This window comes from Streptomyces olivaceoviridis (assembly GCF_014650115.1).
GTDB classification, from domain to species: Bacteria; Actinomycetota; Actinomycetes; order Streptomycetales; family Streptomycetaceae; genus Streptomyces; species Streptomyces olivaceoviridis.
In genome coordinates, this window is sequence record NZ_BMUI01000008.1 from 325,421 (window position 1) to 347,068 (window position 21,648).

General features: G+C 73.3%; 21 protein-coding genes. 10 read left to right on the forward strand and 11 right to left on the reverse strand.

The features are described from left to right. Positions 1–283: 283 nt before the first annotated feature. On the forward strand, positions 284–1,264 hold the full coding sequence (locus tag IE273_RS18565) for a helix-turn-helix transcriptional regulator (protein WP_189816294.1): 981 nt from the start codon (positions 284–286) through the stop codon (positions 1,262–1,264). Positions 1,265–1,306: 42 nt separating this feature from the next. Here IE273_RS18565 and IE273_RS18570 read toward each other — a convergent pair whose 3' ends face one another. Beyond that, a complete protein-coding gene (locus tag IE273_RS18570; protein ID WP_189816295.1) occupies positions 1,307–2,284 on the reverse strand; it encodes an alpha/beta hydrolase in 978 nt (325 codons plus the stop codon). Positions 2,285–2,486: 202 nt separating this feature from the next. Further along, positions 2,487–3,539, reverse strand: a complete 1,053-nt coding sequence (locus tag IE273_RS18575) for a helix-turn-helix domain-containing protein (protein WP_189816296.1) — start codon at positions 3,537–3,539, stop codon at positions 2,487–2,489. 330 nt (positions 3,540–3,869) lie between these two features. Between IE273_RS18575 and IE273_RS18580 the strand changes: the two genes are divergently transcribed. The 3 genes from IE273_RS18580 (at position 3,870) to IE273_RS18590 (ending at position 7,210) form a co-directional block, all read left to right on the forward strand. Further along, a complete protein-coding gene (locus IE273_RS18580; protein WP_189816297.1) occupies positions 3,870–5,111 on the forward strand; it encodes an MFS transporter in 1,242 nt (413 codons plus the stop codon). 135 nt (positions 5,112–5,246) lie between these two features. Continuing rightward, entirely contained in the window at positions 5,247–6,116 is an 870-nt protein-coding gene (locus IE273_RS18585; RefSeq protein ID WP_189816298.1) for a LysR family transcriptional regulator, read from the forward strand. Between the two features lie 110 nt (positions 6,117–6,226). Beyond that, positions 6,227–7,210: an AraC-like ligand-binding domain-containing protein gene (locus IE273_RS18590; protein ID WP_189816336.1), complete on the forward strand. Its 984-nt coding sequence runs from the start codon at positions 6,227–6,229 to the stop codon at positions 7,208–7,210. Here the strand turns inward: IE273_RS18590 and IE273_RS18595 are convergent. Then, positions 7,203–9,527, reverse strand: coding sequence for an ATP-binding protein (locus IE273_RS18595; RefSeq protein WP_189816299.1), 2,325 nt, complete (start codon positions 9,525–9,527; stop codon positions 7,203–7,205). The two genes, IE273_RS18590 and IE273_RS18595, sit on opposite strands and share 8 nt — an antisense overlap. A 167-nt stretch (positions 9,528–9,694) precedes the next feature. On the opposite strand from IE273_RS18595, the gene IE273_RS18600 reads away from it, so the two are divergent. Beyond that, a complete protein-coding gene (locus tag IE273_RS18600) occupies positions 9,695–11,071 on the forward strand; it encodes an alkaline phosphatase PhoX (protein WP_189816300.1) in 1,377 nt (458 codons plus the stop codon). Positions 11,072–11,273: 202 nt separating this feature from the next. On the opposite strand, the gene tatC is transcribed toward IE273_RS18600, so the two are convergent. The 6 genes from tatC to IE273_RS45175 all read right to left on the reverse strand — a co-directional run bounded on the left by tatC (position 11,274) and on the right by IE273_RS45175 (position 15,868). Continuing rightward, positions 11,274–12,089, reverse strand: coding sequence for a twin-arginine translocase subunit TatC (gene tatC, locus IE273_RS18605; RefSeq protein ID WP_189816302.1), 816 nt, complete (start codon positions 12,087–12,089; stop codon positions 11,274–11,276). Between the two features lie 31 nt (positions 12,090–12,120). Beyond that, positions 12,121–12,402 (reverse strand): Sec-independent protein translocase subunit TatA, encoded by a 282-nt coding sequence (gene tatA / locus IE273_RS18610; protein ID WP_189816304.1) that lies wholly within the window; start codon positions 12,400–12,402, stop codon positions 12,121–12,123. Between the two features lie 212 nt (positions 12,403–12,614). Then, positions 12,615–13,031 carry a hypothetical protein gene (locus IE273_RS18615; RefSeq protein WP_189816305.1) on the reverse strand — a complete coding sequence of 139 codons (417 nt, stop codon included), beginning with the start codon at positions 13,029–13,031 and terminating at the stop codon, positions 12,615–12,617. Positions 13,032–13,033: 2 nt separating this feature from the next. After that, the gene (locus tag IE273_RS18620) at positions 13,034–13,474 is read right to left on the reverse strand and encodes an ATP-binding protein (RefSeq protein ID WP_229887283.1); all 441 of its coding nucleotides are present in this window, start codon (positions 13,472–13,474) and stop codon (positions 13,034–13,036) included. A 971-nt stretch (positions 13,475–14,445) separates the two neighbouring features. Further along, the gene (locus IE273_RS18625; RefSeq protein WP_189816307.1) at positions 14,446–15,243 is read right to left on the reverse strand and encodes an anti-sigma factor family protein; all 798 of its coding nucleotides are present in this window, start codon (positions 15,241–15,243) and stop codon (positions 14,446–14,448) included. Between the two features lie 25 nt (positions 15,244–15,268). Next, positions 15,269–15,868, reverse strand: a complete 600-nt coding sequence (locus IE273_RS45175) for a sigma-70 family RNA polymerase sigma factor (protein ID WP_189816308.1) — start codon at positions 15,866–15,868, stop codon at positions 15,269–15,271. A gap of 813 nt (positions 15,869–16,681) precedes the next feature. Between IE273_RS45175 and IE273_RS18635 the strand changes: the two genes are divergently transcribed. The 5 genes from IE273_RS18635 to IE273_RS18655 all read left to right on the forward strand — a co-directional run bounded on the left by IE273_RS18635 (position 16,682) and on the right by IE273_RS18655 (position 20,539). Further along, positions 16,682–16,978: a cupredoxin domain-containing protein gene (locus tag IE273_RS18635; RefSeq protein WP_189816309.1), complete on the forward strand. Its 297-nt coding sequence runs from the start codon at positions 16,682–16,684 to the stop codon at positions 16,976–16,978. Continuing rightward, complete coding sequence (locus IE273_RS18640; RefSeq protein WP_229887284.1) at positions 16,975–17,973, forward strand: metallophosphoesterase family protein; 999 nt, start codon at positions 16,975–16,977, stop codon at positions 17,971–17,973. The genes IE273_RS18635 and IE273_RS18640 overlap by 4 nt, the downstream gene beginning before the upstream one ends. Beyond that, the gene (locus IE273_RS18645; protein ID WP_189816310.1) at positions 17,970–18,419 is read left to right on the forward strand and encodes a hypothetical protein; all 450 of its coding nucleotides are present in this window, start codon (positions 17,970–17,972) and stop codon (positions 18,417–18,419) included. Before IE273_RS18640 ends, IE273_RS18645 begins: the two co-directional genes overlap by 4 nt. A gap of 19 nt (positions 18,420–18,438) precedes the next feature. Next, positions 18,439–18,711, forward strand: a complete 273-nt coding sequence (locus tag IE273_RS18650; RefSeq protein WP_189816311.1) for a hypothetical protein — start codon at positions 18,439–18,441, stop codon at positions 18,709–18,711. Positions 18,712–19,681: 970 nt separating this feature from the next. Beyond that, the gene (locus IE273_RS18655; RefSeq protein WP_189816312.1) at positions 19,682–20,539 is read left to right on the forward strand and encodes an HAD family hydrolase; all 858 of its coding nucleotides are present in this window, start codon (positions 19,682–19,684) and stop codon (positions 20,537–20,539) included. An 82-nt stretch (positions 20,540–20,621) separates the two neighbouring features. On the opposite strand, the gene IE273_RS18660 is transcribed toward IE273_RS18655, so the two are convergent. Together IE273_RS18660 and IE273_RS18665 are read right to left on the reverse strand one after the other, a co-directional pair. Further along, positions 20,622–21,053, reverse strand: a complete 432-nt coding sequence (locus IE273_RS18660; RefSeq protein ID WP_189816313.1) for a tetratricopeptide repeat protein — start codon at positions 21,051–21,053, stop codon at positions 20,622–20,624. A gap of 45 nt (positions 21,054–21,098) precedes the next feature. Further along, on the reverse strand, positions 21,099–21,648 hold a 550-nt coding region (locus IE273_RS18665), incomplete at its 5' end, for an LLM class flavin-dependent oxidoreductase (protein WP_189816314.1).

Here is a 21,648-nt window from a genome sequence, read left to right on the forward strand (position 1 = left end):
TGCCGGCCCGTGCCCGGCTGCCGGGCGGGTGGGTGGCTCGTGGGTGGTGCCGGGGCCGTGAGACGTCCGGACGGGTCGATCGTCCGGATTCGTGCGCGGGGAGCGCGCCAGCACGCTGTGGGCGAAGCCGCCGGTACCTCCGAGACCCTAGGGCGGGCGCAAGGGGGCGGATTGACTGTCTGTGCACCATCTGTGGCCTGTGCGCGCTCAGCGGCCACCGGCCCGTCCGGGGGCGTCGTATCGTCGGGACCGCGGCATCCGGGAAGTCGATTCGGGGGGTTGTGTGCTGCTGCTCGATCTGGCCACCGTGGCGCCACGTGACCGGGTGGACGCGTTCCACCACGCGTTGACGGACTCGTCGGTGCCCAACGACGTGGTCCACGAGGAGCCCGCGTCCGGCATCCACGCCCGTATGCGGATGTGGCGGGTGGGCGATCTGCACCTCTTCGCCACCCGCAACTCCGGCTTCGAGGTGCGGCGCGCGGAACGGCACGTCCGGCACCACCGGAGCAACCCGATCGTGTCCGTCTCGCTCCAGCCCGAGGGCGTGCACCGGGCCGAGGTCTCCGGCGCACGGCGGTTGCTGGGCTCGGACGACATCTGTGTCTTCCACGAGCTGTCGCCCCGGGTGTACGGCTGGTCCGGTGACGGGGCGTCCCAGTCGATGATGTTCGACACGCACCGGCTCGGCCTGCCGGTGGACGTGGTGGTGCGGGCGGCGGAACGACTGCGTGCCAGTCCGCTGCACGACCTGGTCCTGACTCATCTGCGCGGGGTGTGGCGCGACCCGGACGGCCTGGAAGCCGACCCCGGCGCGCGGCACCTGGCGTCCGCGACGACCGATCTGGTGCGCGCGCTGCTCGTGTCGGCCGCGCACGCCGAGGAGTCCGCCGAGGTCCGGTCCGTGATGGACGACACCCTGCTCACCCGGATCATGGCCCATGCGCGGCGCCACCTCGCGGATCGCGATCTGACGCCCGAACGGATCGCGGCGGAGCACGCGATCTCCGTCCGCCGGCTCTACGTGCTGCTCAGTGGGGCGGGGCTCAGCCTGGAGCAGTGGCTCATCACCGAGCGCCTCGGCAAGGCACAGGGGATGCTCGCCTCCGCCCGGTACGACCGTCTCACCGTGGCGGCGATCGCCACCCGCTGCGGGTTCAGCAGCCCGAGCCATTTCAGCCGGCGCTTCCAGGCGGCGTACGGGGTGGCGCCGAGCGAGTGGCGGCGGCTGAAGCGCGAGGAGGCGATGGGCGCGGCCGGGTGAGCCGGGCGCGCCTCCCGCGTCGGCGTGCCCCGGGCGGACGGGTCAGGCGGCGTGCAGCGCGGTGTGCAGGGTGTCCGTCATCTGGATGCGGGCCGCGCGGGAGGCGTCGGTGTCGCGGAGGGGGTCGAAGAGCACGAAGCCGTGGATCGTGCCGTGGTAGCGGATGGACACCACGGGGACGTCCGCCTCCCTCAGGTGGGAGGCGTAGGCCTCGCCCTCGTCGCGGAGCACGTCCGCCTCCGCGGTGAGCACGAGCGCCGGCGGCAGGCCGCGCAGCGACCGGGTGGGTGCGCGCAGCGGGGAGACCGTGTCGTGCGTCCGGATCCGCGGGTCGGGTGCGTACTGCTCCCAGTAGTCGCGCATGGCCGCGCGGCTCAGGAAGTAGCCGTCGGCGAACTGGTCGTAGGAGGGGGTGTCCATCGCGGCGTCGGTCACCGGGCAGAGCAGCACCTGGTGCCGGAGGGCCGGGCCACCGCGCTGCCGCGCCAGGAGGGCGAGCGAGGCGGCGTGCTGGGCGCCCGCGCTGGCACCGACGACGGCCATCCTGCTCCCGTCCAGCCGGCATCCCGAGCCGTGAAGGGCGATCCACCGGGCCACGGTGTACGCCCGCTCGACGGCGCCCGGATAGCGGACGTCCTCCGGCGCGTCGTACTCCGGTATGACCACGGCGGCGTCCGTTCCGAGGACGAGGTCGGTCAGCAGGTGCCGGTGCGCGTACGCGTCGGTCAGCATCCAGCCCAGTCCGTGCAGGTAGAGCACCACCGGCAGCGGTTCGTCACTGCCGGCGGGGCGGAGGATGCGCACCCGGACGCGGTGGCCGTCGCTGCCCGGCAGCGCCAGCCACTCCTCCTCGATGTCCGGCTCGTCACCGCCGTCACCGGCCCACAGGGAGGCCATCCGCGCCCTGGCGCCGGCCGCGTCCGGGTCCGAGGACGCGGGCAGTGCGTACGTCTTGACGAAGGCGCGTGCCAGCCGCTCCAGGACGGGTGCGGCCCCAGGGGCGGGAACGTCATCTTGCAAGAGAACTCCTGCGCGGGGGCCCGGCCGTGCAAGGGACCGGACCGTCGGAAAGGGTGCCGGCCCCTCCCCCGCGACCGGGCAGGCAGGCGTGCGGCGCCGGAGGCGGCTCCACCGGCACAAGTGCCCAGCCTAGGACGCGGCGAACGGGATGCGGGCGGCGCCGTGCCGTGGATACTTGCCGCTGCGTGCACAGTTTCCGCCGTCAGCCGTCCCCGCCCGCGGGGTCCTCGGACGGCCGGGTACGGTTGCGCCACTCGCGGGGTGACATGCCGTAGGCCGCGCGGAAACTGCGACTGAAGTGGGTGGCGTTGGCGAAGCCCCACCGTTTGGCCACCGCCCCCACCGCGACGTCCCACGCCTCGGGCCGGGCCAGCTCGCGCCGCGCCTCCTCCAGGCGGCGGTGCTGGATCCACCGGCCGATCGTGCTGCCCTGGCCCTCGAAGAGCTTGTGCAGATAGCGGACCGAGATGTGCTGGGCCGCGGCGATCGTGGCGGGGGTCAGGGTGCGGTCCCACAGCCGCGCGTCGACGTAGGCACGCACGCGCCACAGGAGGTCCTGCTGCTCCCGCACCTGCCCGGACGCGGGTTCGGCGCCCGCCGCGCCCTCCGTTCTCGCCACGTCCACGGTGTCCTCCACGTCCTGTGCGTGCCCCGGGCCCTCCGCCGCGAGCGAACCGACGAACCCCGTGACGGTCGTGGCCAGGCGGAGGGCCGTCGCCGGCGAGTACGCGGGCAGGGTGTCGAGCAACCCCCGCAGGAGGGGGCCGAGCAGGGGCGCCACGGGGCCGTCGGCGAAGGGTGCCCGGGCGCTGAGCGCCCGCGCCTGGCGGTCGGTCAGGGTGAGCGCGACCCGTGGAATCCGGACGAGGTGCAACTCGAAGTCCACCGACTCGTGCAGTAGGAAGGGCACCTCTTGGTCGCAGACGAAGATGTCGTCCGGACGGCAGGCCGCGGTGCCGTCCCCCCGGACCAGGGTCGCCCTGCCCGAGGAGTGGACGCCCAGCGTCAGATGCGGCTCGGTGGTGTCCCCGGTGGAGCGGACGAAGGACCGTGCCGGTCCGCGGTAGGTGCTGACCTGGAGGAGGCCGAGCCTGCGGACCTGTGCCGGTGCGGTGAAGCGGGCGGTGGCACGGACGTGGGCGGGCAGGAAGGCGCGCATCAGCGCGGGCACCGGGGCGCTCGCCAGGGTCAGGTCCGGGTACGGGGGTCGGCCGGCGGCGCTGCCGGTTCCGGTGGGCGGGGGCATCGGGTTCATGGGGTCCCCTGGTTGAAACGGTGGTTCCGCGCCGGGACGGTCCGGCGGTGGACGTCCGGTGAGGAGTCCACGCATGTCAGCCTGCGGCGGCTGGGCAGCGCGCGGGGGACCGTCCGGCGTTCCGTGCGGGCAGGGGCATGAGCCGTGCGCGGTGAGGCATCGTCGCGTGCGTCACCTGGCAAGAAGCACCGTCCACCCGCCTCTAGGGTCGACGCCCGGTGCTCGCGTGCTCATCTCCATGCGAGATGACTGACATCCCGAACGATCGCGCCAGGTGAGGAAGGCGACCGGCGGTCAGGTCGTTGTACCGCATGACGAAAGAAGGTGCCCATGTCCACACCACTTGATCTCCGCCGTAGGACCCACGCCACCCGGGAGGCCCAGGGCGTGCCCGGCTGGCTGGTCGCGCTCCTGGCCGTCGCGTCCGGGATGACGGTCGCCAACCTCTACTACGCGCAGCCGCTGCTGTCGTCGTTGAGCGGAGTGTTCGGGATCAGCGAGGCCACCGCCGGCACGCTGATCACCCTGACCCAGATCGGCTACGTCCTCGGCATGATCTTCCTGGTGCCGCTCGGCGACCGGCTGGAGAAGCGCAATCTGGTCTCCGTCCTGCTGATCGTCACGACGGCCGCCCTCGTGGTGGCGGGACTGGCCCCGAACTTCCCCGTGCTGCTGATCGCCGCGCTGGTCAGCGGTGCCACCTCGGTCGTGGCCCAGATCCTGGTGCCCTTCGCGGCCAGCCTCGCCCCGGACCACGCCAGGGGCCGGGTCGTCGGCCGGGTCATGAGCGGTCTGCTCACCGGCATCCTGCTCTCCCGGACCCTCAGCAGCCTGGTCTCCGACGTCGCCGGCTGGCGGGTGGTCTTCCTCGGCTCCGCCGCCCTGATGGCCGTGCTCACGGTGGCACTGCGCGTCGCTCTCCCCGATCACGCCCCCACCACCACCGTCCCGTACCACCACGTGCTGCGGTCCACGGTCCGGCTCGTGCGCACCCATCCCGCGCTGCTGCGCCGCGGGCTGTACCAGGCGGCGATGTTCGGTGCGTTCAGCGCGTTCTGGACCACGGTCTCCTTCGTCCTGACCGGCCCCCGCTTCCACTACTCGCCGGTCGGCGTCGGCATCTTCGCGCTCGTGGGCGCGGCGGGCGCGGCGGTGGCCCCGTTCGCCGGCCACTGGGCCGACCGGGGGCTCGCACGTCCCATGACCGGTGCCGCGTTCGTGGTCGCCGCGCTGGCCTTCCTGCTCGCGGGTCTGGGCGGACACAGCATCGTGCTGATAGCCCTGGCCGCGATCCTGATCGACATGGCCGTACAGGCGACGCTCATCCTCGGACAGCACACCATCTACGCGCTCGACCCCGGCGCCCGGGCCCGTCTGAACAGCGCCTTCATCGCCATGTTCTTCGTCGGCGGTGCCGCCGGCTCCCAGCTCGGGTCCACGGTGTACCACGCCGGAGGCTGGGCCGCCCTGACCGTCCTGGGCGCCGCGCTCCCGCTGGCCGCGCTCGTCTACTGGGCCTTCGAGCGGCCCCGGGCCGCGCGGCGGACCCCGGCCGCGGAAGCCCGCGACTGAGGACGCCCGGCAAGGCCGGTCGACACACCCCTCGCAGGCGCCTGACGGACATCCCGCCGTCAGGCGCACCCCTACGATGCGGCACGGGTCCCGCCCGCCGGCGACCACCCCCGCACCAGCCCGAAGGAGCACACGATGGACCTGCGGCAGATGGAGGTCGCCGTCGCGGTGGCCGACGCGGGCGGCTTCACGGCTGCGGCGCGACAGCTGCACGTGGTCCAGTCGGCGGTGTCGGGCACGGTCCGCGCACTCGAACGCGAGCTGGGCACGCCGCTCTTCGACCGCACCACGCACCGCGTCGCGCTGACACCGGCGGGCGAGGCGTTCGTGCCGGCGGCGCGCGCCGCCCTGCGGGCCGCGGAAGCCGCCCGGGAGGCGGTCGACGCGGTGCGGGGGCAACTGCGCGGCCGGATCACCGTGGGCACCATGCAGGGGGTCTGGGCCGGGCTGCACCACGCCCTGGCCGCGCTGCGGGCGGAGCACCCGGGGCTCGGCGTGCAGCTGCGGCAGGCGGCGGTCGCCGACATCCGGCAGGCGCTGCGGGAGGGCACGGTCGACCTGGCCGTGGTGGCGCTGGACCGCCAGCAGCAGCGCGGGCTGACCACCCGGCTGCTGTCCGAGGAGGAGATGGTGCTGGTCGCGTCGCCGCGCCGGGTCATGGGGGCCACGACGCCCCGGGGCGAGGTGGAACTCGCCGATGCCGCCCGGCTGCCGCTGGTGGACTTCAGCCCGGGCTGGGCGATCCGTCACTCGGTGGACCGCGCCTTCCGGGCCGCGGGCGTCGACCGCAGCACGACGTTCGAGGTGAACGACATCGTGGCAGCGGCCGAGCTGGTCCGCAACGACCTGGGGATCTGCATCCTGCCCAGGTCGATCGCCGACCGCTTCCCCGACCTGACCGCGTATGGTTTCCGGCACCACGCGCCCCACTGGAAGATCATGCTGGTGCGCCCTCCGGGCGAGGCGTCACCGGCGGTCGCCGCGCTGTGGCGGCACTTCGCTTGATCAATTTCTGCCTGCTTCCTTCCTGGTGCTCCCCGGTTCCCGCTGCTTGGCTGGCCGGGGAACAGAACCAGTACGGCGCCCCGGTGCCACGCATGCCAAGGGAGAGCCAGTTGAGCCTGGTGCTGACGACCGACACGGTGCCGGACCAGGAGAAGGTCGCGTACTGGAACGACGCGGTGAGCAGGGCACTCGTGCCGGTCACCGTGGCCCCCCGCGACGGCCGGCGGTTCGACGGCAGGATCGCCAGCGACTGCCTGGGCTACCTGCGGGTCTCGCGCATGGAGGCCGACGCCGGGCGGGTCAGCCGCACCCCGGCCCTGATCGAGCGTTCACCCGAGGCCCTCGTCGCGGTCGGCCTGCTGGTGTCGGGCAGCGCCACCTTCATCCAGGACGGCCGGCGGGCCGAGATGGCCGGGGGCGACCTGGTGTTCTACGACACCGCGCGGCCGTTCTCCTTCACCTATCCGGAGCGGTTCGCCACCCATGTCTTCCAGCTGCCGCGGCATGTGCTGGGCGTCGCGGACGGTGACATCAGGCGGGTCACGGGCACCGCCATCGACACGGCACACGGCCTGGGCGCGGTGCTGCGGCCCTTCCTCGCCACGCTGGCCGACGCGGCCCCCTCCTACCCGGCGGCCGTCGGGCACCGGCTGGCCGGCCACGTCGTCGACCTGTTCGCCACCCTGATCACCGATCAGGCCCTGCGGGACCCGGACGACGGCCGCGACCATCTCGTGCTGAGCGTCCGGGCCCACATCGACCGCAAGCTGGGCGACCCCTCCCTCTCACCGGAATCCATCGCCCGGGCGCACCACATATCCGTCCGCTACCTGCACCGGCTCTTCGAGGGCGAGGGCATCACCGTCAGCCGTCTCATCCAGCAGCGGCGGCTGGAGGCGTGCGGGCGTGAACTCGCCCGTCGCGGACGGGTGACGCCCACCGTCTCGGCGGTGGCCCGGCGCTGGGGGTTCGTCAATCCCGCCCACTTCAGCCGGGCGTTCCGCGCCGCGTACGGGCTCTCCCCCCGGGAATGGCGCACCCTGCACCTGGAGCGGGGCGAGGACGAGCGGCCGACGGGTCCGACCCTCACCTGACGCCCACGCCACGCGGCGGGCGGTGCCGGTCGCCGTCCAGGCGGACGAGCCGGGAGCGGGCCTCGGCGACCCGTTGCGGGTCCGCGTCGCCGCCGAGCGCGACGCACCGCGTGAACGCCTCACGGGCCTCGGCGGGACGGCCGGCCTTGAGGAGGATGTCACCGAGCGAGAGGAGGTAGCGGCTCTCCAGGGCGATGTTGCCGTCCGTCCGGGACAGCTCGACCGAGGTCCGCAGGTACTCCACCGCTTCCTCCCAGCGCCCCAGGCTGCCGTAGCAGCCCCCGAGGCCCGCCAGTGCGTTGGCCCGGGTGAAGGTGGCGATGTGCGGTTCGAGGCGGTCGCCGGCCTCGTCCAGTCGGGTCAGGACCTGCCGGTAGGTCTCGATCGCCTCCTCGTCGCGGCCCACGCCCCTCAGGTGCAGGGCGCGTGAGATCAGGGCCTGGAGCAGGCCGTGCAGGTCACCGGCGGCCTCGAACAGCGCGACTGCGTGGGCGCTGTGCTCGGCGGCCGGGCCGTTCTCGTCCAGCACATGGTGGGCCCAGGCGGCGTACGAGTGCGCCCACGCCTGCTGCCCGGCGTCATCGGCCCGCCGGGCCGCGGCCAGCGCACGGGCGGCGTACGGGAGACTGTCCCGGGGCCGGCCCTCGCAGATCATCAGCGCCCAGGCGTAGTAGTTGAGCTGGGTCGCTTCGAGCAACGGGTCGCCGAGCGCTTCGGCGGAGCGGACGGCGGCGCCGAAGACCTCCGGCCAGTGCCCCCAGAAGATCCACTGGTCGGAGAACCAGTGCAGGGACTCGGCCACCTCGACCACGGTGGCGTGGCCGCCCTCCGCCGCGGCGGCGTGCAGGGCCGCCAGCCAGTTCGCGGACTCGGTCTGGAGCCACTCGCGGGCCTTGTCGGCGCTGGACAGGTCCACCGTGCCACGCCAGGAGGCGGGCGGCGCTCCGTGGCCGGGTTCGTACCACCGCCCCGCCACGACGGCCGTCTCCAGCAGCCAGCGGAACATCGACCGGCGGGCCCGCTCGACGTCGGCCTCGCCGTCCTCCGCGACGAGGCGGCCACGGCCGTACAGGCACAGCAGGTCGTGGAGCCGGTAGCGGTCGTCGGCGCCGCCGAGCAGGCCGGCCTCGACCAGTTCCTCCAGGGTGTCCTCGGTGTCGTGGACGTCCTGGCCGGTGAGCCGGGCGGCGCAGGCGGCGCTCACGTCCGGGCCGGGGACCAGGGACAGGCGCCGGAACAGGCGGGCGGCCGTGGGTGTGAGCTGACGGTAGGACAGGTCGAAGGCGGTCGCGACGCGTACGTCCCCGGCGGACAGCGCGTCCAGCCGCCGTTCCTCGCTCGCCAGCCGGTCCGCGAGCCGTCGCACGGTCCATCCCGTGCGGGTCGCCAGCCAGTTGCCCGCGATCCGCAGGGCCAGCGGCAGGTGCTCGCAGAGCCGGGCGACCTCCTCCAGGGCCTCGGGTTCGGCCGTCGCGCGCGCCTCGCCGACGAGGGAGGTCAGGAAGGCGGCCGACTCGGCGGGTTCGAGCCGGCCGAGGGGCAGCCGGTGCACGTCGTCCAGTCCGGTGAGCATGCGGCGGCTGGTCACCAGGACGAGGGTCCCGCCCGAGCCCGGCAGCAGCGGGCGCACCTGCGCCTCGTCACGGGCGTTGTCCAGCACCAGCAGACAGCGGCGGTCGGCGAGGACCTGCCGGTAGAGGGCGGGGTGCGCCTGCGGTCCCGCCTTGGCCAGGTCGCGGTCGGGCACACCGAAGGCCTTGAGCACCCGGACCATCAGCTCGGAAGGGGCGGGCGGGCTGTCGTCGGTCCCCCTGAGGTCGACCATGAGCTCGCCGTCCGGGAAGCGGCCCGCGAGCCGGCGGGCGGCGCGCAGCGCGAGGGTGGTCTTCCCGGTGCCGGGCGGTCCGTGGATGACGACCACGACGGGCTGGTCGTCCGGGAGACCGCCGCCCTCACCGGGGGCGCGGTCCTCCCGGGGCGGTGCGGCCAGCGCCTCCAGACCGGACAGTTCGTCCGCGCGGCCGACGAAGTCGTCGATGCCCCGCGGGAAGGAGCGGACGCCGACGGGGCTGTATCCCGGGGTGCGTCCGGCGCGGGCGGCGGCGAGCAGCCGTTCCCGGTCGGCGTCGTCCAGGCCGAGGCCGTCCGCGAGCGCGGCCACCGTCCGCCGTTGCGGTGCGGCCCGCCGGCCGCGTTCCAGGTCGCCGATGCCCCGCTCGCTGACCCCGGAGGCCTCCGCCAGGGCCTCGATGGTCAGCGACTTCGCCCGTCGCATCGAGCGCAGCAACGGCCCGAACGCGACCTCCTGTCCGGACATGTCCGCCCTTTCCCCCGACCACGCTTGAACATTGTAATAGCGGACACCTGTCTGGCGTACGTCACGAGGCGTGACACGGGGTACACGCGTGGTTCCCGCGGCCCGCGGCAGGTGATAGACACAGCGGGATCACAGTTCCTGTCCGCCAACAGGAAGGTTGCTGCCGCATGTCTGCAACACGCCGTCAGGTCCTGGCCCGAGCGAGCGCCCTGGGAGCGGGCATCGCCTTCACCGGGGCCCTGTCCGAGCTCTTCGCGGGCACCGCCGCCGCGCAGAACCTGGGCCACATCGGCTACGGCCCGCTCGTCTCCGATCCGCACGGCCTGCTCGACCTGCCGAAAGGTTTCCGCTACACCGTGCTCTCCCGCGAGGGCGACCAGCTCCGCTCCGGAGAGGGCAGAGTCCCCTCGAACCACGACGGCATGGCCGCCTTCACCGGCCGAGGGGGCCGTACCCACCTCGTCCGCAACCACGAGAACCGCGTCACCGCGCCCATCCCGGTCCCGACCGTCAGCGGCCTCACCTACGACCCGGCCGGCAAGGGCGGCTGTACGGCGCTCGCGCTCGACGCGCACCAGCACGTGCTGTCCGAGCGGGTCGCCATCGCCGGTACGGCCGTCAACTGCGCGGGCGGCCGTACCCCCTGGGACACCTGGCTGACCTGCGAGGAGACCGAGGACAAGGCGGGCACCAACGGCTACACCAAGGACCACGGCTTCATCTTCGAGGTCCACCCCACCGACCCGCACCGCACCGGCGCCGTCCCGCTGACCGCGATGGGCCGCTTCCAGCACGAGGCGGTCGCGATCGACCCGCGCTCCGGCATCGTCTACGAGACCGAGGACGCCTTCCTGAAGCCGTTCGGCCTCTTCTACCGCTTCCTGCCGGACAAGCCGCTCGGCGGCGTCGGCTCGCTGCGCGCGGGCGGCCGGCTCCAGGCGATGCGGGTGCCCGGCGTGCCGGATCTGTCCCCGGTCCAGGAGCCGGGAACGCGCTTCGACGGCATCGAGTGGGTGGACGTACCCGACCCGCTGGCCGCCTCGACTCCCACCCGCTTGCAGGACTACGGGCCCGGCGGCATCACCCATGCGCAGAAGCTGGAGGGCTGCTACTGGGGCGGCAGCTGTGTGTACTTCGTGTCGTCCTTCGCCCGCAGCTCGGACGGCTCCGCGGCCGACCACTACGGCCAGATCTGGCGCTACGACCCGGCGCACCGCCGGCTGACCCTGGTCGTCGTGTTCGGCCCGGACACCGATGTGCAGCTGCCCGGCGAGTCCCCGGACAACATCTGCCTCGCCCCCGGCGGCGGCCTGATGGTGTGCGAGGACGGCAACGGGGCCCAGCACGTCTTCGGCGTGACCCGCAAGGGCGAGGTGTACCCGATGGCCCGGGGCCGTCAGGTCCTCACGGCGGGCGGTACGGCGCGGGAGCCGGAGTGGGGCGAGTTCGCGGGGGTCACCTTCTCCGCCGACGGCGAGACGATGTACGTCAACTGCTACACGCCCGGCACCACGTTCGCGGTGACCGGTCCTTGGCGCGGCTAGGCCGTTTCGTTCGGGTCACCTGATCGCCATCGCGTTCACAGGGTGGACCCCGCGGCCGGGGCCCGTGAGCAGGGGCCCCGGCCGGCGAGCCCGGCGACCGCTCCTGCGGCCGGTCCCGCGGCGCACCGACCGCAAAGGCCGGAGCGCCGCGTCAGCCGCTGGGAACAGTGGCGCGGCATCGCGACCCGCTCCGGGAAGACAGCTAGACCGGATGCACTCGCAGCGCCTTGCGCCGGTCACCGAGGAGTGAGAAGGCGACGGCGGCGAAGTAGAGCGCCCAGATCGGCGCGGCCAGCGCCAGCATGGTCAACGGGTCCGTGCTCGGCGTCGCCACCGCCGAGAAGACCGTGATGCCCACGACCATGGCGCGCCACCGGCCGAGCATCCGCCGGCCGGACAGCACTCCGGTGAGGTTCAGCATCACCAGCAGCAGCGGCATCTCGAAGGCGAGGCCGAAGACGACCACCATGCGGGTGACGAGGTCGAGGAGGTCGTCCAGCGGCAGCAGGTTGTTCACCCCGTGCGGTGTGAGGCCGATCAACACCCTCGCGGTCCTGGGCAGCACCTTGTAGGCGAAGAAGGCGCCGCCTAGGAACAGCGGGACGCCCGCGCCGACGAACGCGTAGGCGTGTTTCCGCTCGCGTTCGTGCAGGCCGGGGGCGACGAACGCCCACAGTTGGTACAGCCAGACCGGAGAGGCCAGCACCACGCCGGCCACCAGCGAGACCTTCAGCGCCAGGGTGAAGGGCGCGAGCAGGCCGTTGATCGTGATGTGCGCGCAGGCGGTGTGCGTGGGCCGCCTCGCCAGATCGGCGAAGGAGGTCGGGCAGCCGACCGATGCCAGGACCGGCCTGGTGAGGAGGTTGATGATCCTCTTGTAGGAGAAGGCCGCGGCGACCGTGACGACCAGGATGGCGAGGACGGCCTTGGCGAGCCGGTTGCGGAGTTCACGAAGGTGCTCCGCGAGCGGCATCCGCCCCTCGGGGTCCTTCTTCTTGTTGCGGACCGACTGGGGCATGCCATGTCCTCATCTCGTGCTGCGGGCCCGCTCAGTCCCGGTGGCCGGTCGTGCCGTCCGTGGGCGTGGTGCGGGCGGTGGCGGCGTCCGTGGGAGCGTCCGGATCCGTCCGCGGTCCCGGTGCGGGCTCCGGCTCGGGGCGTGCCTCGTCCGAGGCGCCGTCGTCCCTCATCGCCCTGGTCTCGCTCTTGAGGATCCGCAGGGACTTGCCCAGCGCCCGGGCGGTGTCGGGCAGTTTCTTCGAGCCGAAGATCATGATCACCACGGCGACCAGGACCAGCAGGTGCCAGGGCTCCAGCGCGTTGCGGAACATCGTCACACCGCCCTTTCGCACGTGTCGGCGCCCGTACCGCGTGACCGTTCCTGTTGCCGGTCGGCGCGTTCCCGCACGGCTGTCGGGCGGGGCGGGCGAGGTGAGGGGGGTCGGCCGGCCGGCGCGGGGACGTGCCGGGTGTCGCGGTCGTCGCTGGTCATGTTTCCTTCTTCCGGTCGGGTCGGAGCCGGCTCCTGGTCGGGTCGGCCGGTTCAGGTTCCGGGGTGCCCGGCAGCCGTCCAGGCGGCGTACTCCTGGCGGACATAGAGTCGGCGGCTGCGGGCGAGCGTGATCGCGTCGGGATGGTGCGGACCGGCCACCAGGTCGGGGTGGCGGCGGTCGTGCAGGACGAGTTGTTCTGCGGTTTCCGCGGCGGCCGCGATCGGGCCGGGACCGGGGGCGGCGCAGGCCAGTCGGTCCATGAGGGCGGCCCGGCGCAGCAGTCGGGCGCGTTCGGCGGCCGTCGCATCGGCCGGGGAACCGGTGCCGGGCCCGCCCCGGCGGCCGTCGCGTTCGGCATCGAGTGCGAGCACTTGGTGCAGCTCGCGGCGCAGGCCCGGTGCGTTGGCGTACGCCTCGTGCGGAGGCGGGACGTCGATGCCCTCGCCGCTGTCCGGCGTGATGTCCATGGTCACTCCTCCTGGTCGTGACGAGCACTCAGGCAGGCGCGGACCTCGCGGCCACCGCCTGTCTGGTGGGCCTCGGTCGACTGGGCGAGGTACTGGACGATGCCGGTGCCGCGTCCGTGCTCGTCGGAGGCGATGTCGGGGCGGTGCCGTTCCACCACCCCGCCGGAGTCGGTGACCACGATGTGCAGCGTGCCGTCGTGGAGGACGAGCCGCAGGGTCATGCGCTCGCGGCCGTACTGGGCGGCGTTGGCGGCGAGTTCGTCGACGATGAGAATGGCGGAGTCCCGCTCGCTCGTGGGTACCTGCCAGGCTTCCAGCAGATCCGCCGTGAAGTGACGGACGGCGCAGACGTGCGCCTCCTGCGCGGGCAGGGTGAGCAGCGCCTCGTGGCGGCAGGGCCGGCCGGGCTGTGCACTGGTGCGGGGGGAGTCGGTCACGAACATGGTCTTCTGGCTCTTCTGTGAGTGTGCGGAGACCGGGATGGGGGACCACCAGCAGCAACCTTTCGGTTTGTCGGCGGGCTGGTCCTGCATGGCGCGCTCATCTGGTTTCACGGCTGACGCATGCTGAACGGTTCGGTGGTCGGCCCCTTTTGCTCGGTTTCTTGCGGCTCACATCGGGGCGGCGGCCCGGCCGGTCTCAGGCGGGTGCGGGTACGCGGCGTCACTGAACCGGGCGGAGACGCCCCTTCGGTCCGTCGCGCCGCGGAGCCGGGGAGCAACGCCCCTGCCCGCGTACCGGCCCGGACCACGCCGGTCGGCCTCTCGGCCACGGAGGCGCCGGGGCCGGCTGCCGAGGTCGCCACGCTGATCCGTGAGCTGCCGTGGTCGGACGGCCCCACCGCCGCCCTAGCCGTGCCGCGTGGTGGGACCGGCCGGCGACGGCGACGCCGCGCATGCCGGAGGAAGCCGTACCCCGGACGTCCTGGGCGCGCCCCCTCGGGCCGGCCCACCGGTCGAAGGCGGCTCACACCTCCCGTCGGCCACCCGAAACCCTCCCGGCCCCTCGTCCCGCCCCGTGCACACATCCGGCGACCGTCGTCGGGACCGGCCGGCGACGGCGACGCCGCGCATGCCGGAGGAAGCCGTACCCCGGACGTCGCGGGCGCGCCCCCTCGGGCCGGCCCACCGGTCGAAGGCGGCTTCACACCTCCCATCGGCCACCCGAACCCCTCCCGGCCCCTCGTCCCGCCCCGTGCACACATCCGGCGACCGTCGTCGGGACCGGCCGGCGACGGCGACGCCGCGCATGCCGGAGGAAGCCGTACGCCGGACGTCGCGGGCGCGCCCCCTCGGGCCGGCCCACCGGTCGAAGGCGGCTCACACCTCCCGTCGGCCACCCGAACCCCTCCCGGCCCCTCGTCCCGCCCCGTGCACACATCCGACGACCGTCGTCGGGACCGGCCGGCGACGGGTCACGCCCGGATCGTGACCAGCTTCTGGCCGTTGTCCGCGAGGATCTCGAAGTGCTGGATGGCCTCGGGGGCCATGGCGACCGTCCCGGGGATCGTGGTGCCGGCAGGGTACTTGCCGGCCCACCAGGTCGCGCCGTCCGCCCTGACTCCGCCGGGCCCGACCGCTTGCAGCCGGCAGGTGGTCCCGGCGGGCGCCCCCCGGGCCGAGACCTGTAGGACACTGCCCCAGACGGAGGGCGAGACCTTCACCGAGGCGGAGACGCCGGTGGCCGGATCGCTTCCGGAGAAGGTGCGCGTGAACGTGGGCGCGCTCGGCCCGGGCGGCGTCGCCACGCTGCCCACGGTGCCGACGGCGGCCAGCCACGTGCCGCCGGCCGCTGCCGCGACGAGCACCACTGAGGCGCCCGCGCCGGCCAGTTGCAGGCGCCGGGTTCTGCGGCGCCGGGTCGCGGCCTGCTGGAGCAGTCTCTCCAGCACACCTCTCTCCGGCGTGGGCGGTGTCACGGGCACGGCGGGCGCCGTGGGCTCCTCGGGTGAAGGGCCGCGCACGGTTTCGCCCGCCCGTGCCACCAGCCGGTCGGCCAGGTTCCCGTCGGCCGCCGGCACCGTACGCCCCGAAGCCTCCGCCACGGACACCGTCGCCAGCAGCGCGGGCAGTCCCGCCAGCCGGGCGTGTTCCGCCTGGCACTCCGCGCAGTGCGCGAGATGGGCGCGCACCAGTTCCGCTTCCTCCGGTGGCAGGGTGCCCAGGACGTACGCTCCGAGCGCCAGCCGGAGATCGTCGTGCTCCGCACTCACGGTCGCCACCTCCCGCACGCCTCTGTCATGGCTCGATCCCGCGTTCCTGCAACGCCAGCCGCAGCGCGTGCAGGGCGTAGTACGTCCGCGACTTCACCGTGCCCAGCGGGATGCCCAGCACGCGTGCCGCCTCCGCCATGGTCCGGCCCTGGTAGTAGGTCTCCAGCAGGACGGCGCGGTGGTCCGGGGACAGCGACCGGACGGCGTCGGCGACCGCCCAGCTCTGTAGTGCCTGATCGATCTCGTCCTCGCCCGGGTTCTGCTCGGCGGCCCGCTCCAGCGCCTCGCCGCCGGCCTCGGTCGGCCTCGCCTGCCGGGCCCGGTGGGCGTCGATGACCAGGTGCCGGGCGACCGTGCACAGCCACGCCCGGGCCGGGCCGCGTGCGGGGTCGAACGCGGCGGGGTGCTGCCATGCCCGGAGCAGTGTCTCCTGCACCACGTCCTCCGCCCATTGCCAGTCTCCCGAGGTCAGCCGCAGTACGTAGTGGAACAGAGGTCCCGCGTGCTCGGCGTACAGAGTGCGCAGCAGTTCCTCGTCCGCGGTCGAAAGGGTCCCTTTACCAGAGACACGGTCTGCGGAGCGATCCGGACGGGTCCGCGGGCCACGTTTTTGGTTCCAGGGCATGAGTCGATCGTCGCGCACATGCACTGCTTTGTCCTGTAATGCACGTAAAGGCGCAGGTGGCGTGCGGCGGACCTCGTGGGCGAGGCATTCCTGCCGGACCGTGCGGCGCCGCCGGCGGCCGGTGTGCGTGACGTCCGGAGCCCCTGGCCGACCTGTGGCGATACCGATTCGTCCCGGAAAGGTGCCCATCTGTCGAACCGTGGGGCCCCCGCCGTCCGTGAAGCCGGACAAGAGCCGACTCCGGCGCGATTCCTCACCGGTCCCCCGCCCGACGAAGGAGGGGGCGGAGGTGGCCGGGACACGCCACGCGACGGAGGCGCTCCCGACGCCGTCCGCCCTGCCCCCGTCCGCACCTTCGCGGCGCGCAGGGGCGCAGGTGCGGCGCGGGACACGTCGAGGCGAGCGGCGTGCACGGGGCGCTACCCCTGTGCGTCCGCCGGCCGGCCGGTGAGGGGCACGCGCCCACGAGCACGGCATCCACCACACATTCGCGCGGGTGCGCGCGCCGATCCGGCGCGGTCCACGCCTCCGCCTGATCCACGAGGAACGGACACCATGTACCTGAATCTTCGCGCACCGGGCCGCCGGTCACGCGCCGCGGCCGGGATGGCCGTCGTCATCGTCACGGCCGGCGGCGCTCTGGGGCTCCTGAGCGCATGCGGCCAGTCGTCGCACTCCCCGGCGGCCGGAGCCGGTGCCCTCACACCCGGCCCGGGTCAGCACCGGATGGCAGGGATGTCCGGCGCCACGGGGCCGGGGGGCGCGGCGGGCTCCGCTCCCGGCGCCTCACCGATGCCGAGCATGAGCATGAGCATGAGTCCCTCGACCAAGGGCGCGCAGGCCGCGCCGGTCACCGGCAACGCGGTGGCGATCGAGAACTTCGCGTTCTCCCCGGCCAAGCTGAAGATCAAGGTGGGCACGACGGTGACGTGGACCAATCAGGACACCGACGCCCACACCGTCACCAGCACCGGATCGGGCGGCCCGTTGCGTTCGGCCGCCCTGGCCACCCGCGCCACCTACCGCCACACGTTCACCAAGCCCGGCACCTACGCCTACCTCTGCACCATCCATCCGTTCATGACCGCCACCGTGGAGGTGACCCGATGACCGCCCACTGGAACAGCCACGACGGAGCACCGGCCGACGACACCGGCCGGCCCGCTACCGAGCACGGTATGACCCGGCGTCAACTCATGCGCCACACCGCCTGGTTCGGAGGTGCCGTGGTACTCACCGTGGCCGGCGGACAGGTGGTCAGCCAGATCGCCGACTCCCGGGAAGGCACCTCCCGGGGTGCCGCCGGGGCCGCCGCGGAAAGCGGGGCGCTGCGGTTCGTACAGGTCTCCGACAGCCACATCGGGTTCCAGGGTCCGGCCAACACGGATGTGGCCGGCTCGTTCTCCGAGGCGATCCACCAGGTCAACTCGCTCGGCTTCCGGCCCGACTTCGTGATGCACAGCGGCGACCTGACCCACCTGTCCACGGCCGGGCAGTTCGACCAGGTCAAGCAGATGATGACCGGTCTGCGGACCGACCGCGTCTTCACCGTGCCGGGCGAGCACGACTCCATCGGTGATGCGGGCCGCGCCTACCGGCGGACCTTCGGCACGGGCACGCTCGGCGACGGCTGGTACAGCTTCGACACCCACGGCGTGCACTTCATCGCCCTGGTCAACACCCTGAGCCTGGAGAAGCTCGGCCACCTCGGCAACGCCCAGATCGACTTCGTCCGCAAGGACGTCGCCGGACTGTCGTCGGACACCCCCATCGTGGTCTTCAGCCACATCCCGCTGTTCGCCATGTACCCGAAGTGGGGCTGGAGCACGGACGACGCCCTGAAGGTCATCGCCCTCCTGCGCCGCTTCTCCTCCGTCACCTGCCTCAACGGGCACGTCCACCAGCTCTTCACCAGGACGGAGGGCAACATCACCTTCCACTCCGCCACCACCACCGCCTACCCCCTGCCCCACCCGGGCCGTGCTCCCGCCCCCACCCCGCAGGTCGTCCCCGCCCGGCAGCTCAAGGAGGCGCTCGGTATCCGCACCGTCGGCTACCGCCGCGGCGAGCGCGAACTGGCCATCACGGACCAGAGGCTCATATGAACACCCGACGGCTCCTCGCCCCCGCCCTGCGGACGGCGACCGCCGCGACCCTCGCCGCCGGCGGATACCTCCACGCCCAGCTCTACATCGACGGCTACCGCTTCATCCCCGTCATCGGCCCCCTGTTCCTGCTCCAGGCCGGCGCCTCCCTCGCGCTCGCCGTCCTGTTGCTGATCGAAACACCGCCCCTGCTGCTGAGGATCGCCGCGGCGGGCACCGCGCTCGGCGCCCTGGGCGGCTTCGCCGCTTCGCGCACCGTCGGAGTGTCCGGATTCACCGAGCACGGCCTGCGACCCGCGCCACAGGCCCTCCTCAGCCTCCTCGCCGAGACCGGCACGCTGCTGCTCCTCGCCGTCTGGCAGGTGACCCTGGCCGGACGCCCCCGCGCCGCCCGGCCGCCCGTCGGCACGGCCGCCTGGGCCACCACCCGCACACCACCCGGCTGAACCGCCCGAGGGACACTCCATGTACCTGCAACCACGCCCAGGAATCGCCTGGCCGAGCCCGCGCCTGCGCGAACTGAACGACGCCGTACGCGCCCTGCTCGGCCTGGACGACGACACCGCCGTCATCATCCGTCAGCTCAGTTGCGGCCAGGCCGGCCACCCACCGCGGGAGACCGTCGTCGCGGTGCTGCCCATGGATGGCGAACCCCACCGCTGGGTGCTCCACCGCCCCGCCGAGCAGATCACCGAGCACGAGCTGCGGGCCGCCCTGCTCGACCACGGGCCGCGCTGACCGGCACCCGGCCGCCCTGGAGATCGCGAGCGCCGCGCGGTGCGGGGCGACGGGTGGCGGCGCGGTGAGCGACCGAGCCGCGCGCACGAGCCCAGCCGTCCCGCTTCACGCCGTCGCCTGCCGCACGTCGGTGCACATCCGTGCACCGACGTGCGGCATGGTCGCAGGGCGCGGAGCCTGCATGGGCCGGGGCCGGCCTGGGAGGCACGACGAGCCGGCAGCCGGTGCTCCCGCCGTACTCCGACCCGGCCTTCCCCGCGGACCCCTTCCCGCTCCACCCGGAGCCGCGCGAGGACGGCCCGGTCCGGCGTGCGGTGATCGCCGGCGGTCCGGAAGCCTGGCTGGTCACCCGCTACGGGGACGGGCTCAGCGCCCTGTCCGGCCCCAGGCGGGGCCGCGATGTCCGCGACGTCGCGGACCCCGCCTCATCGCGCGGCTCCCCGTGTTCGCACGTGCATCGATGACGAGCACCCTGCTCCGTTCCGGGCCGCCCGACCACACCCGGCTGCGCCGCCTGGTGTCGAAGGCGTTCACCGCGCGCCGGGTCGCCGGGTCCGTGACGCCCGGCACGGCCCCTCGCCGCGCTGTCGGACCGCCCCAGTACGTCCGGTACGCGGGTGGTCCTCCGCCTTGCGTCGCTCCCCCACTGCCCGAACGGCGTGGGAGTGCCCCCGTCACAGGACGCCGCGCGGCCCGACGCCGCGCCGATGAAGTCGACGCATCACCCGGTGTCACGGGCTCCCGGTGCCGCCGGCCGCCGAGGTGCCGTGGGGTGACCTCCGTTCGGACCAGGCCGCGCGGCCCTCCTGTCCGGGATCACCGCGCAGGCGCCATGACCGTCCGCGGGACGCGGCCGAGCCCCGCCCCGCGCTCCGCTCCCCCGGCGTCGGCCGACGCGCCGGCCCGCCCGTGAGGCACAGTGAATGCCCGGTTGATGCTTCACCGAAGGTTGCAGGAGGTACCGGCACCCATGGCACCCACGCCCACCCCACCGCTGGTCACACCGCCGAGGCTGGTGGCGACCGACCTGGACGGCACCCTCTTCCGGAGCGACGGCACGCTGTCGCGGCGCACGCGAGCGGCGCTGGCGTCGGCCGAGGGAGCCGGCATACGTGTCGTGCTCGTCACGGGCCGCCCGCCACGCGGCGTGCCGGACCTGCTGGAGCGCGTCGGGCCCCACACCGTCATCGCGGCCAACGGCGCCGCGGTCCACTCACCGGACGGCACCGTCGCCCACACCTTCCCCCTCCCGGCGGCCGAGGCCACCCGGCTCGTGGAACACGTACGCGCCGCGATCCCGGGCGTCTCGTTCGCGGTCGAGTTCGACGGCGCCTTCGGTCACGAACCGGCGTACCCGGCCTGGTCGTTCGGGGACGAGGCCGTCGAACTGATCGGCACGGCGGAGGAGATCCTCGCCCCCGGCTCCGGCAGACCGCCGCTGAAGATCCTGGCCCACCATCCGGACCTCCCGCTCGACGCCTTCTACGAGCGGGCGCGCCACGCCGCCGGCCCGGACGCCGAGACCACCCACTCCACCGGCCTGTCGCTGGTGGAGTTCAGCGCGCCCGGCGTCACGAAGGCCACCACCCTCATCACCTGGAGCGGCCGGCTCGGCATCGGCACCCGGGAGATCGCCGCCTTCGGTGACATGCCCAACGACCTTCCCATGCTCGGCGCGGTGGGGAGCTCCTACGCCATGGCCAACGCCCACCCGGACGTCCTGGCGGCGGCGCGTCACCGCGCGCCCTCCAACGACGAGGACGGTGTGGCCCAGGTGCTGGAGGGGTTCGTCGACACGCTCACCCGTCGAGCGCCTCTGACCGCCTGACCGCGAGCCGCCGGGGTGTCCGGGACTGTGACCCCGGACACCCCGGACGGAACCCACGGGACAGGTCTTGCCGCCTCGTCCCTCAGTCGTCTTCCGGGAACTCGCCCGACCACACGGCGGCCATGCGCAGCAAGGGCTCGGCCTCGTCCTGCCGCCCCTGGCGCTGCAAGGTGCGGCCCAGCATCAGGTGGGCGTAGTGCTCCACCGGATCACGCTCGATGATCACGCGGAGCTGTTCCTCGGCACGCCGCAGCTGAGCGGAGTGGTAGTAGGCACGGGCCAGCAGCAGCCGGGGACCGGTCTGTTCCGGAGCCTCCTCCACGACGAGGGCGAGCAGCCGCGCGGCCCCGATGTAGTCCTTGGCCTCGAAGAGCAGCTGCGCGCGCTCCCAGCGCTCCGTGGTGGTCTCCTCGTGCGGCGCGCCGGCGCCGTTGTCGAACAGGTGCAGGGCGCTCGCCCACCGGTCGGGCGCCACTCCGTCGCCCGCCGTGTATCCGCCGAAGTTGTCGGTCATCGTTCCTCGTTCTCCTCTGCCGTGGGGCTTGCGTGTGCCTCGGCCTCAGGCCGCCGAGCCGGTGGTGCGCACGCGTTCCGCGTCGCGGGCCGCGCGCAGGGACGCGTGGGTGGGCGCGTCGGGCACGTCGGCCGGCCGGCGCTTCGCGAACTCCTGCCGCAGCACCGGTACGACCTCCGCACCGAGCATCTCGATCTGCTCCAGCGCGGTCTCCAGCGGTACTCCGCCGCCGTCCACCATGAACAGCTGACGCTGGTAGTCCCCGAAGTGCTCACGGAAGGTGAGCGTCTTCTCGACGACCTGCTCGGGCGTGCCGACGGTCAGCGGGGTCTGCTCCATGTACTCCTCCATCGATATCCCGCCTCCCATCACCGGTGAGTGGTCGAAGAACGGGCGGAACTCCCGGACGGCGTCCTGGGAGTTCGGACGCATGTAGACGTGACCGCCGAGTCCGACGACGGCCTGCTCGGGGGTGCCGTGCCCGTAGTGGGCGTACCGCTGCCGGTACAGGTCGATCAGCTTCTTGGTGTGTTCCTTGGGCCAGAAGATGTTGTTGTGGAAGAAGCCGTCGCCGTAGTACGCGGCCTGCTCGGCG